General features: G+C 64.4%; 13 protein-coding genes. 5 read left to right on the top strand and 8 right to left on the bottom strand.

The annotated features are described in order from the left end of the window. Together M3I54_RS16250 and asd are read right to left on the bottom strand one after the other, a co-directional pair. Positions 1 to 544 (bottom strand): FimV family protein (locus M3I54_RS16250; RefSeq protein WP_375542152.1); only part of this gene is annotated, 544 nt, incomplete at its 3' end. 90 nt (positions 545 to 634) lie between these two features. Continuing rightward, positions 635 to 1,756, bottom strand: coding sequence for an aspartate-semialdehyde dehydrogenase (asd, locus tag M3I54_RS16245; protein WP_254337533.1), 1,122 nt, complete (start codon positions 1,754 to 1,756; stop codon positions 635 to 637). 89 nt (positions 1,757 to 1,845) lie between these two features. On the opposite strand from asd, the gene M3I54_RS16240 reads away from it, so the two are divergent. After that, positions 1,846 to 2,061 carry a hypothetical protein gene (locus tag M3I54_RS16240; RefSeq protein WP_254337531.1) on the top strand — a complete coding sequence of 72 codons (216 nt, stop codon included), beginning with the start codon at positions 1,846 to 1,848 and terminating at the stop codon, positions 2,059 to 2,061. A gap of 23 nt (positions 2,062 to 2,084) precedes the next feature. Here M3I54_RS16240 and leuB read toward each other — a convergent pair whose 3' ends face one another. From leuB to leuC, 3 genes are read right to left on the bottom strand one after another with little or no spacing between them, the layout of a single operon-like run. Continuing rightward, positions 2,085 to 3,152, bottom strand: a complete 1,068-nt coding sequence (leuB, locus tag M3I54_RS16235) for a 3-isopropylmalate dehydrogenase (protein WP_254337529.1) — start codon at positions 3,150 to 3,152, stop codon at positions 2,085 to 2,087. 44 nt (positions 3,153 to 3,196) lie between these two features. After that, positions 3,197 to 3,847, bottom strand: a complete 651-nt coding sequence (gene leuD, locus M3I54_RS16230) for a 3-isopropylmalate dehydratase small subunit (RefSeq protein WP_254337527.1) — start codon at positions 3,845 to 3,847, stop codon at positions 3,197 to 3,199. 12 nt (positions 3,848 to 3,859) lie between these two features. Continuing rightward, positions 3,860 to 5,269, bottom strand: a complete 1,410-nt coding sequence (leuC, locus tag M3I54_RS16225) for a 3-isopropylmalate dehydratase large subunit (protein WP_254337526.1) — start codon at positions 5,267 to 5,269, stop codon at positions 3,860 to 3,862. 716 nt (positions 5,270 to 5,985) lie between these two features. On the opposite strand from leuC, the gene M3I54_RS16220 reads away from it, so the two are divergent. From M3I54_RS16220 to M3I54_RS16205, 4 genes are all read left to right on the top strand, one after another. After that, on the top strand, positions 5,986 to 6,825 hold the full coding sequence (locus M3I54_RS16220; RefSeq protein ID WP_254337524.1) for a MipA/OmpV family protein: 840 nt from the start codon (positions 5,986 to 5,988) through the stop codon (positions 6,823 to 6,825). A 194-nt stretch (positions 6,826 to 7,019) separates the two neighbouring features. After that, positions 7,020 to 8,006, top strand: a complete 987-nt coding sequence (locus M3I54_RS16215) for a TerC family protein (protein WP_254337523.1) — start codon at positions 7,020 to 7,022, stop codon at positions 8,004 to 8,006. A gap of 148 nt (positions 8,007 to 8,154) precedes the next feature. Beyond that, on the top strand, positions 8,155 to 8,448 hold the full coding sequence (locus M3I54_RS16210; RefSeq protein ID WP_254337522.1) for a zf-TFIIB domain-containing protein: 294 nt from the start codon (positions 8,155 to 8,157) through the stop codon (positions 8,446 to 8,448). Positions 8,449 to 8,503: 55 nt separating this feature from the next. Then, positions 8,504 to 8,911 carry a TerB family tellurite resistance protein gene (locus M3I54_RS16205; RefSeq protein WP_035512506.1) on the top strand — a complete coding sequence of 136 codons (408 nt, stop codon included), beginning with the start codon at positions 8,504 to 8,506 and terminating at the stop codon, positions 8,909 to 8,911. 120 nt (positions 8,912 to 9,031) lie between these two features. On the opposite strand, the gene M3I54_RS16200 is transcribed toward M3I54_RS16205, so the two are convergent. The 3 genes from M3I54_RS16200 to M3I54_RS16190 form a co-directional block, all read right to left on the bottom strand. Next, on the bottom strand, positions 9,032 to 9,688 hold the full coding sequence (locus M3I54_RS16200; RefSeq protein ID WP_254337521.1) for a response regulator transcription factor: 657 nt from the start codon (positions 9,686 to 9,688) through the stop codon (positions 9,032 to 9,034). A gap of 71 nt (positions 9,689 to 9,759) precedes the next feature. Beyond that, positions 9,760 to 11,112: a HAMP domain-containing sensor histidine kinase gene (locus M3I54_RS16195; RefSeq protein ID WP_254337520.1), complete on the bottom strand. Its 1,353-nt coding sequence runs from the start codon at positions 11,110 to 11,112 to the stop codon at positions 9,760 to 9,762. Positions 11,113 to 11,186: 74 nt separating this feature from the next. Beyond that, positions 11,187 to 11,663, bottom strand: a complete 477-nt coding sequence (locus M3I54_RS16190) for a hypothetical protein (RefSeq protein ID WP_254337519.1) — start codon at positions 11,661 to 11,663, stop codon at positions 11,187 to 11,189. Positions 11,664 to 11,713: the final 50 nt, after the last annotated feature.

Raw genomic sequence — 11,713 nt, 5'->3', positions numbered from 1 at the left:
GTGTGCTGGCGGCAGCCGAAGCCCCCGCCGAAGCCGCCCCACCCGATGCCGCGGTCATCCCCGCCGCGGCACTGGAAACGTCCGGCGTAGCCGGCACGTTCAGTGACGCACCCACGCGCATGCGGCTGGGATCCCGCTTGATGAACGCATTGGGGTTCGCATCGAAGAGCGCCTGGCTCATGCGTGCGAGCGTGGCCTTGTCGTGCGACTGCGTGAGGTCGACGGCCACGTCGTGCAACGACTGGCCCGGATGAACGGTGTATTGCCCCGCGATGCTCATCGCAGCTGCGGCGGAAGACGCAGCACTGGCAGCACTGGCAGCGCCTTGCGCCGCACTCGCGCCGCCCTGCGCGGCGGCGAGGCCGCAGAACAGGAAACTCGCCGCCGCCACGGTGGCGCGGATGGCGCGCCGCCCTTGGGCGCGCTTCGCGCGAGGCGCGGCGGAAACAGAATCAAATCGAACGATCATCAGTTGCCCTGGCATACCGCTCTTGCGGCTGTCGATCAAATAGGAGTGTGCTTCGGGGCGATTGCTTCGATGCATGCAATAAAAGTCTGCAATAAAAAAAGCGCCGCGACTGGCGCGGCGCTTTTCACCCTGTCTACGCGTCATTAGCCGCGTAGTTTAATTCATTCACTTGTCGAGCAGAATGCGCAACATGCGGCGCAGCGGTTCAGCCGCACCCCACAGCAGCTGATCGCCCACCGTGAAGGCCGACAGATATTCGCCGCCCATGGCCAGCTTGCGCAGACGGCCGACCGGCACCGACAGCGTGCCCGTGACGTTCGCCGGCGACAGATCGCGCATCGAAGCCTCGCGCTGGTTCGGCACGACCTTGACCCAGTCGTTGGCCGAAGCGAGGATGCCGTCGATCTCGTCGAGCGGCACGTCCTTCTTCAGCTTGATCGTGAGCGCCTGCGAGTGGCAGCGCATCGCACCGATACGCACGCACAGGCCGTCGACCGGAATCGAGCCCGGCTGGCCCATGGCCGGCTTGCCGAGAATCTTGTTGGTTTCCGCGCCGCCCTTCCACTCTTCCTTCGACATGCCGTTGCCGAGATCCTTGTCGATCCACGGAATGAGCGAGCCCGCGAGCGGCACGCCGAAGTGTTCGGTCGGCATGGCGTCGCTGTTCATGGTGGCGAGCACCTTGCGGTCGATGTCGAGGATCGCCGACGACGGATTCGCGAGATCGCTCGCGACCGATGCGTTGAGCGCGCCCATCTGTGAGAGCAGTTCGCGCATGTTCTGCGCGCCCGCGCCCGAAGCGGCCTGGTAGGTCATGGCCGTCATCCAGTCGACGAGGTTCTCGCGGAACAGGCCGCCCAGCGCCATCAGCATGAGGCTGACCGTGCAGTTGCCGCCGACGAAGTCCTTCTGCCCCTTGACCAGTGCGTCCTTGATGACGTCGAGGTTGACCGGGTCGAGGATGATGACGGCGTCGTCCTTCATGCGCAGCGCCGAGGCCGCGTCGATCCAGTAGCCGTTCCAGCCTGCCGCGCGCAGCTTCGGATACACCTCGTTGGTGTAGTCGCCGCCCTGGCAAGTGATGATGATGTCGCACTTCTTGAGCTCGTCGACGCTGTTCGCGTCCTTGAGCTTCGTCTCGTTTTTGGCGAACGACGGAGCCGCGCCGCCTGCGTTGCTGGTGCTGAAAAACACCGGTTCGATCAGGTCGAAATCACGTTCTTCCTGCATGCGCTGCATCAGCACGCTGCCGACCATGCCGCGCCAACCTACGAGACCTACGTTCATGACTAACCCTTGAGATGGACACTTCCCCGCTTCGCTCGCCCGGCGTGGCCGCGCGGGGAAGATGAGCGGGCACGACGAGCGATCAACGAATGGTGATCGTTTTGATAATCGTCGTTTTCGTGGTGATGGCGAGCGAAATCGCACGGGCTTTCATGCCGTGGATGTTCGTAACAGTCGTGATCTGGGAGATCTTCGCCATCGAAGCAATATACACGAAACAGTTAATTTGCGCGGAAAAAACCTACTTTTCGCTATTAGCAACGCCGGTTCTTCAGGCGCACGAAACAAAAAAAGGGCACGCCTGAAACGGCATGCCCTTCGTGCGACTTTACAGCGCTGCGATCACCGCATCGCCCATTGCCACCGTGCCGACCTGCTTGCAGTCCGGCGTGATGATGTCAGCGGTGCGATAGCCTTGTTCCAGCACCTTCTTCACCGCGTTTTCGATGCGGTCCGCCTGCTCCGGGCGGACCAGCGAATAGCGCAGCATCATGGCCGCCGAGAGAATCGTGGCGAGCGGGTTGGCAATGCCCTTGCCCGCGATATCCGGCGCCGAACCGTGCGACGGCTCGTACAGACCCTTGTTGTTCTTGTCGAGCGAGGCCGAGGGCAGCATGCCGATCGAGCCCGTGAGCATCGCGGCTTCGTCCGAGAGAATGTCGCCGAACATGTTGCCGGTCACCACCACGTCGAACGCCTTCGGCGCCTTAACGAGCTGCATGGCCGCGTTGTCGACATACATGTGCGACAGCTCGACGTCCGGATATTCCTTCGAGACATCGATCATGATGTCTTTCCAGAACTGCGACGTTTCGAGCACGTTGGCCTTGTCGACCGACGTCAGCTTCTTCTGGCGCTTTTGCGCGGCCTGGAACGCGACGTGAGCGATGCGGCGCACTTCGGGTTCCGCATAGCGCATCGTGTCGAAGCCTTCGCGCGCGCCCTTGAAGTTGCCGTCCGGCGCTTCGCGCGTGCCGCGCGGCTGGCCGAAGTAGATGTCGCCGTTCAGTTCGCGCACGATCAGGATGTCGAGGCCCGAAACGATTTCCGGCTTCAGTGACGACGCACCCGTGAGCTGCGGATAGCAGATCGCCGGGCGGAAGTTCGCGAACAGCTCAAGATGCTTGCGCAAGCCGAGAATGGCCTGCTCGGGACGCAGCGCGCGCTCGAGCTTGTCGTACTTCCAGTCGCCCACGGCGCCGAACAGGATCGCGTCGGCGGATCTGGCCAGCGCGAGCGTTGCCTCGGGCAGCGGATGGCCGCTTGCCTCGTAGCCCGCGCCGCCAACAGGCGCCTCTTCCAGCTCGAATTTTTCGCCGAGTGCACCCAGCACCTTCACGGCTTCCTTGACGATCTCGGGACCGATGCCGTCGCCCGGCAGCACTGCAATCTTCATCCTGTGATTCCTCGCTGTTTGTTCAGTGTGCGTATGTGCAGGTATCAAAGCACGCGGTTGTTCAGCCACGGCTGGCGCGCGAGGCGCTCGGCTTCGTACTGGCGGATCTTGTCGGCGTGACGCAGCGTGAGGCCGATGTCGTCGAAGCCGTTCAGGAGGCAGAAGCGGCGGAACGCGGCCACTTCGAACGGATATTCCTTCGAGCCATCCGTCGTGCGCACGACCTGCTTGTCCAGATCGACCGTGAGCTGGAAGCCGTTGAACGCGTACGTCTCGTTGAACAGGTGATCCACATCCGATTCGGAAAGCACGATCGGCAGCAGGCCGTTCTTGAAGCAATTGTTGTAGAAGATGTCCGCGAAGCTCGGCGCGATGATCGCTCGGAAGCCGTACTGATCGAGCGCCCACGGCGCGTGTTCGCGCGAGCTGCCGCAGCCGAAGTTCTTGCGCGTGAGCAGCACCGAAGCGCCCTGATAACGCGGCTGGTTCAGCACGAAGTCCGGGTTCAGCGGACGCTTCGAGTTGTCCTGGCCCGGCTCGCCATGGTCGAGGTAACGCCATTCGTCGAAGGCATTCGGGCCGAAGCCGGTGCGCTTGATCGACTTGAGGAACTGCTTGGGAATGATCGCGTCGGTATCGACATTCTCGCGATCGAGCGGCGCCACGACGCCGGTGTGTACGATGAATTTTTCCATGATCGTGTAGCCTTAACCCAGCTTGCGAATGTCGACGAAATGGCCTTCGATTGCCGCGGCGGCCGCCATGGCCGGGCTCACGAGGTGCGTGCGACCGCCCGCACCCTGGCGCCCTTCGAAGTTGCGGTTCGAGGTGGACGCGCAACGCTCGCCCGGCTCCAGCCGGTCGGCGTTCATCGCAAGACACATCGAGCAGCCCGGCTCGCGCCATTCGAAACCGGCTTCGGTAAACACCTTGTCGAGGCCTTCGCGCTCGGCTTGCGCCTTCACGAGACCCGAGCCCGGCACGACCATCGCGAGGCGGATGTTCGGCGCCACGCGGCGACCGAGCTTCTTCACGACGTAAGCGGCGGAGCGCAGGTCCTCGATGCGCGCGTTCGTGCACGAACCGATGAAAATCTTGTCCGGCTTGATCGACTCGATCGGCGTATTCGGTTCGAGCGCCATGTACTGCAGCGCGCGTTCCATCGCGTCGCGCTTGACCGGGTCCTTCTCGCGCTCGGGATCCGGCACGCGGCTGTCGACAGCCGTGACCATTTCCGGCGACGTGCCCCATGTGACCTGCGGCACGACGTCGGCCGCGCTCAGTTCGACCACGCGGTCGAAGTGCGCGCCCTCGTCGGTGCGGAAGTCCTTCCAGTACTCGACGGCCTGATCCCACTCCGCGCCTTGCGGCGAGAACGGACGGCCCTTGAGGTATTCGATCGTGGTGTCGTCCACGGCGACCATGCCGGCGCGCGCGCCGCCTTCGATCGCCATGTTGCACACGGTCATGCGGCCTTCCATCGTGAGGCCGCGGATCATCGAGCCACCAAACTCCATGGCGTAGCCCGTGCCGCCCGCCGTGCCGATCTTGCCGATGATGGCGAGCACGATGTCCTTCGCGGTGCAGCCGCGCGGCAGTTGGCCCTCGACCTTCACGAGCATGTTCTTGCTCTTCTTTTGCAAGAGCGTTTGCGTGGCCAGCACGTGCTCGACTTCAGACGTGCCGATGCCGTGCGCGAGCGCGCCGAACGCGCCGTGTGTGGACGTGTGCGAGTCGCCGCAGACGATGGTCATGCCAGGCAGCGTCGCGCCCTGTTCCGGACCGACGATGTGCACGATGCCCTGGCGCTGGTCGGTCATCTTGAACTGCGTGATGCCGAAGGAATCGCAGTTCGAATCAAGCGTGTCCACCTGCAGCTTCGAGATCGGGTCGGCAATGCCGTGGCTGCGGTCCGTGGTAGGCACGTTATGGTCGGAAACGGCCAGGTTCGCGCTGATGCGCCACACCGGGCGCTCATGCATCTTCAGGCCTTCGAAAGCCTGCGGACTGGTGACTTCGTGCAACAGATGACGGTCGATGTAGAGAATCGTCGTGCCATCGTCTTCCGTGTGGACCACATGCGTGTCCCACAATTTGTCGTAGAGCGTCTTTGCCATGATGTGCGGGGAAATGTTTGACTGCGGGGCAATACGGTGTGAATCGATTATGCCACGCGAAACCCGCTCGCCACAGGGCCTTTCCCGAAAAAAGCGATAAAAAACAGGGAGTTGGGTGGTAGTCTCGATACCTGTATCAGCGTTACCCGGCGCGCGCATGTCGTCGCGCACTTGTGCCACGCCGTAGCGGGCGCCGCTCGGCCGCTCGTTGCAAGGGTTCGGGATGCAAAAAGGAGATGCGCCGGCCCGACTACGACCGGCGCAAGTTGGTTACCGCTGTGAGAACGGTGAAACATGGGCTTCGGGTTCCGCGACACAGGGGGGGCCGCATCGCCGACGTCCATAGCTGTCTAACGGCAAATTGGCGCAAGGGTTTAATTGTGGCGAATAGGACGCTCCAAAACGGTGCGCCGGAGCACTTGCAATTCAGTTAGCGATCCTGATTATTCAGGCTCGTTTCCTGCGTTTGACGGCCGTAGCCACCGGCGAACGCGGCGAGTCGCCGGGGCGCACGCCGCCCGGTCATGCACAAGCCAGGCACGAGGTTTGCGAGACGAGCCCGGCCGCACGGAATTCCGCTTTGTGAGCACATCACGCTCGACAAGCGACGCCGCGGCCGACCAGGCAAACTCGGAGGCTTCATGCCACTCGCAATCCGCACTGCGCAACAAAGAAAAAGCCGAAAAAACCCAACCGCGCCGCGCCGCTCGCGTGCCATGCAACGTGCGTCTCTCGCCGCCGCGGCATGCGCCCTCGCCGCGCTCGCCCCGCGCGCCGAGGCGCAGACCCCTTCGCCGCTCGGCGAATGGCAATATTCCGCAGGCATTCCGCTCGAAAAGATGTTTCAGCCGAACCGTCCGGACTTCGAGGCGCGCCTCGGCGTGGGCGCGACCTTCGAACCGCGCTACGACGGCTCGGACCGCTATCACACGCTGGTCGGGCCGAGCATCGACCTGCGCTACAAGGACATCCTGTTCGGCTCGACGGGCGAAGGCTTCGGCGGCAACGTTCTGCAGGGCCCAAACTGGCGCGTGAGCGTCGCCGGGGCCTACGACCTCGGGCGGCGCGGCCAGGACGATCCGACGCGGCTGCACGGAATGGGCAACATTAACCCGGCGCCAGAATTGAAAATCGCCGGCGAGTATGTGATTTCGAAGGACTTTCCGCTCGTGTTCCGCACGGCCTTCACGCGCAGCTTCGGCGGCTCGAATGGCTGGACCGCGGACCTCGGCGCCTATATGCCGTTGCCGGGCAGCAACGAGAATTTCTACTGGTTCGCCGGCCCCTCGGTCACCTTCGCCGACTCGAACTACATGCAGAGCTGGTTTGGCGTGACGCCGCAGCAGGCGGCTGCATCGGGGTACCGTCAGTACGACGCGAGCGCGGGCCTCAAGTCAGCCGGCTTCGGCATCACGATGGTGTACTTCGTCAACAAACATTGGTTCGTGAGCGCGGACGGCGCCATCAAGCGCTTGCTCGGTAGCGCCTCGCACAGCCCGATCATCCAGACGAAGACGGGCGGCGTTTGCGACGTTTCGATCAACTACCAGTTCTAGCGCCGCCGCCTGACCGGGATCAAGCCAGCACATGGCGCGAGAGAAAGCGCCGACCACCGCTCATTCGCCGCTCATTCGCCGCTCATTCTTCGCCACTATGCTTGACCTTTTGGGCGCCAAGCCCAGTAGGCCGGCTGTGCCCGCAAAAACCGCGCACGAGGGCCACCTTCCCCTCCACGTTCAAAGAATCGACCATGCTCGCGCCGTTTGCCACAGCCTCCTTCCTCGGTCAGCCCGCGTGGCTCTGGATCGCCTTCCTCGCGGTGGTGATCGTGCTGCTGGTACTCGATCTCGGCGTCCTGCACCGTGACGACCACGAAATCGGCATCCGCGAAAGTCTTTGGCTCTCGCTCGCCTATATCGCCGTGGGCGTCCTGTTCGGCGGCTTCGTCTGGTGGCAGCTCGGCGCGCAGCCAGCTACCGAGTACATCACCGGCTATCTGATCGAAAAGTCGTTATCGCTGGATAACGTGTTCGTGATCGCGTCGATTTTCGGCGCGCTTGCCGTGCCACGCCAGCTTCAACATCGCGTGCTGTTCTGGGGCATCGTCGGCGTGCTGGTGCTGCGCGCATTGATGGTCGGGCTCGGCGCCGCGCTTGTCGCGCACTTCGAGTGGATGCTGTACGTGTTCGGCGTATTTCTCGCCGTGACCGGCGTGAAGATGCTGCTGAGCCCGAAGGAAGCGCCCGGCGTGGACGACAGCGCCCTCTTGCGCTGGCTGCGTCGCAAGCTGCCAGTCACGTCGCAGCTCGAGGGCCGCGCGTTCCTCGTGCGGCAAGCGCATCCGCGCACCGGCAAGCCCGCGCTGCTCGCCACGCCGCTCCTCCTCGCGCTGCTGATGATCGAGTTTGCGGACCTGATCTTCGCCGTCGATTCGATCCCCGCGATTTTCTCGATCACGACCGATCCGTTCATCGTCTATACGAGCAACATCTTCGCCGTGCTCGGCCTGCGCGCGCTCTACTTTGCGCTCGCGGCCATGGCGCATCGCTTCCACTACCTCAAACATGCGCTCGCGCTCGTACTGGTGTTCATCGGCGCGAAGATCTTTCTGGTGGGCATCATCGGCAAGATTCCCGCTCCGGTCAGCCTTGGCGTGACCGCCGCGCTGCTCGCGGGCGGCGTGGTGGTCTCGCTCGTCAAGACGCAGAAGCCGAAGGAGACGCTCGGCACGTCCTGAAGGCGAACCCGACTCAAACGGAGCGCCCCGCGCGCTCCTCATTCTTCGCTCATTTTGCCCTGCCAGGATGGTTTCCATCGAGGCCGCGTTGCCCTCCACACAAGACGGCAAGCGCCTCGATGACCTGTCACTCATCACGGAGCGCATCATGAAATGCCCCAACTGCCCTGACGTCACCCTCTCGCTCGCAGAGCGTCAGGGCGTCGAACTCGACTACTGCCCGCAGTGTCGCGGCGTCTGGCTCGATCGCGGCGAACTCGACAAGCTGATCGAACGCAGCGGCAACCGGCACTATCGCAACGAAGCCGATGCACAGGCATTTCGCCAGCACGGTTCGAAGCACGGCGCGCAACACGGTGACTACTCCCCGCGCCGCGCTCACGACAGCTACAGCGGCAATGGCCATCGCAGCAAGTCGTGGCTTCAGGACATCTTCGACTGAGCCACGGCTACGCCTACCGTTCCATCGATATCACGTTTTAAGAGGATTCCTGAACATGCGTACCTATACCTGCAACAGCCCGCAAGCCGCGGGCCGGATCGTCGCCGTCGCGCTGCTCGCCGACGGCCACCTGAGCAGCGAGGAGCTTGCAGCAGTCCATCGCGCGCGCCTTGCCGACCGGCTCGGCCTCGCGCCCGGCGAATTCGGCGACATCCTCAAGGGCCTGTGCGAAGACTTGCAGACCACTTCGCACCTGAACTGGAGCGATGCGTGCAAGCTCGACTCCGACGTGATGCAGCAAGTGATGCGCGAGCTCGACGATCCCGCGCTGCGTGCCGAAGTGCTGAATCTGTGCCATGTGGCCGTGTATTCGGACCGGCACGTGGCCGAAAGCGAAGTCGCGCTGCTCGCCTCGCTTAGCCGTGCGTGGCAGAAGGAACCCTGGCAGCGCCTGCTGGCGTAAGTTCGCGCGCGATGCGTGTCTTCCCCCGCGCATCGCCCCACGCGGCGAGCCCCGCGCTCGCCGCGTTTTTTACAGCGCGCAGCTTTTTGCGCGCTTTTTTATTCTCGGTGGTTCTGGCGCTCACGCGCACACGGCCCAGCCGAGCCCGCGCACATTGCGGATCACCGCGTGGCCGAACTTGCGGCGCACGCTGTAGATCACGGCGTCCACCGCGTTGCTTTCCACTTCCTCGCCCCAGCCATAGAGCCGCTCCTCGATTTGCTGACGCGACAGGATCGCGCCCGGCCGCTCGAGCAGCGCGAGCATGAGTGCATATTCGCGCGCGGAGAGATCGTCGGACTGGCCGTCGAACGTGAGGCGGCGCGCGTTCATGTCGAGCGTGACGCGGCCGCTGCCCATGGTCGGCGAGGCAAAGCCCGACTTGCGTCGCACCACGGCGCGGATGCGCGCGAGCAGTTCCTTGCTCTCGAATGGCTTCACGAGATAGTCGTCGGCGCCGAGATCGAGGCCTTCCACGCGCGTATCCACGTCGTCGCGCGCGGTGATGATGAGCACAGGCGTGGCGTCCTGCGACTCGCGCAGAGCGCGCAGCACGTCGAGCCCGCTCATGTCGCCGAGCCCCAGGTCGAGCAGAACCGCCGTATACGAGCCGTCGCGAATGGCGTCGCGACCGCTCTCGCCCGTGCGCACCCAGTCGACGCTGTATGACGCGTCCTTCAACGCGCGCAGCAGCGCGGGGCCGATCAGCAGATCGTCTTCGATCAGCAGAATGCGCATCGTGTCCGTCCTTTGTTTCGCATGCGTCCCCGGATTTTGCCTGACCTGCGTCGGCCGGATTGGCGCGACGCTCACTCGCGCGGCAACTCGCGCGGTAACTCGATACACGCGACGATGCCGCTTTGCCCGTCGCGCCGGTTCGCGAGCGTCACGCACCCGCGATAGCTCCGCGCCACCGCCTGCGCGATGGCGAGGCCAAGGCCGCTGCTATGCGAGTCATGCTCACCCAGCTGGTCGCCCCGATGACCACCCGCGCGGAAAAACCGGTCGAACACGCGCGGCAAATCAGCCTCGGCAATGCCGGGCCCGTTATCGGTCACGTCAATGACGACGCCTTTGTCCTCGCGGCGCACCGCCACGTCCACGTTCGCGCCTGCGTGGCTATAGCGAATCGCGTTGTCCACGAGATTGCGCACGAGCACGCGCATGTCGGTCTCGGTGGCGCGCACCGTCACGTCGTCGAGGCGAGTCACGCCCAGGTCGACGCCGCGCGCGTCGGCGAGCGGCAGCAGGTCGGCCAGCACGTCCGTGACGACTTGCGCGAGCGGCACCTCCGCCAGCACGCGTTGCGTGCTGCCGATTTCGGCGCGTGCAAGACCGAGCAGTTGCGAAACGAGCGCCCCGGTGCGCACGATGCCGCGGCGCAGTTCCTCGAAGCGCTCCGTGTACTGTTCGGGCGGCGCATTGCGCAGGTTGTCGATCTGCAACTGCATGGCGGAGATCGGCGAGCGCAGTTCGTGCGCGGCATCGGCGATGAACATGCGCTCGGCATTCACGAGCACGGAAAGGCGCTCGATCATGCGATTGATCGACTCGACGAAGGGCCGCAACTCGACGGGCGCCTGCTCCACTTCGAGCGGCTTGAGGTCGTGCAGATCGACCGTCGCCGCGCGCCGCCCGACACGCTCCAGCGGCCGCAGCGAGACGCGCACCGTCACCGCGATCGTGAGCGCGAGCAGCGGCAGCAGCGCAAGCACGGGCAGCAGGCTCCAGAACGCCACTCGCAAGGCGTTGCGATTGCGCATGCTGCGCGACTCGGCTACCTGAATGTACTCGTCGCCGGTGGCGAGCGCGAACACATCCCAGGACTCGCCGTCGTATTCGACGGACGAGAAGCCGCTTTGCGCGCGCGGCAGCGCGATACGCGCGTTGCTCGTGCGGCTCGGGACCTCGCCGTCGTCAGCGGACCAGATCTGCACGACGAAATTGTCGGCGGCTTCGCTGTCGCCGCGCGGCTCGATCGCGCGATGCGGCACGCCGGTCTGCACGTGCGCGGCCGCGTCGCGCAACGTCGTGTTGAACTCGGCGGCGAGACTGCGCACGACGAGGAAGGTGCCGAGTGCACCCAGCACGCCGACGAGGATCGCGAGCGTACCGATCGCAATGCTCAGGCGGCGATGCAGGGAATGCGCGGCGAAAAACATGGAGCGTCTCGGGTAGGGAGGCGCGCTCCATCATAAAGGATTCGTCGTGCGTCAATCGGGCCGTGCGGTGTGTTTCAGCGATGAGAGCCGCCGTGCATTCCACCCGCACCGCTCCAGACGCCGCCGTGCCCGCCATGAAAGCCGCCGTGCATGCCTGGCGCCGGATGCATATGCGGGCCGCCCGGAAAGACGTGATCCATGTGATGAAAGTGATGGAAGTGATCGACGAACACGAACGCGCCGCCCACGAACACCGGCGGCCACCAGCCGTACCATGGGCCGGCGTACCAGGTCGTCGCGTCGGTCCATGCCACGGGGTAGACCTGCGTGCCGTCGTTACCCTGCACGATCTGCCAGGTGCCGTCGGGCTGCAGGCAAGCGAGCCCGCTGATCACCTGCGGCGCGCCGTCGATCTCGGCGGTGCCGGTGACGGTGCGGCAGTTGGGCGGCGGCGGGTAATAAGATGCGTCCGCGGCCTGCTGCGACGCGACCGGTGTCGTGCAGGCACCCAGCAGACAGGCCAGCGCAGTGAAGGCGAGAAGTTTGCGCATGATGTCGCCCCTCTCGACGGACCGGCCTCGCGGTGCACGGGCTGTGCGCC

Source organism: Paraburkholderia sp. CNPSo 3274, assembly GCF_024206475.1.
Classification (GTDB): domain Bacteria; phylum Pseudomonadota; class Gammaproteobacteria; order Burkholderiales; family Burkholderiaceae; genus Paraburkholderia.
The sequence above is the reverse complement of the archived record's forward strand: the minus strand, read 5'-3'. Positions and strand labels throughout refer to the sequence as shown.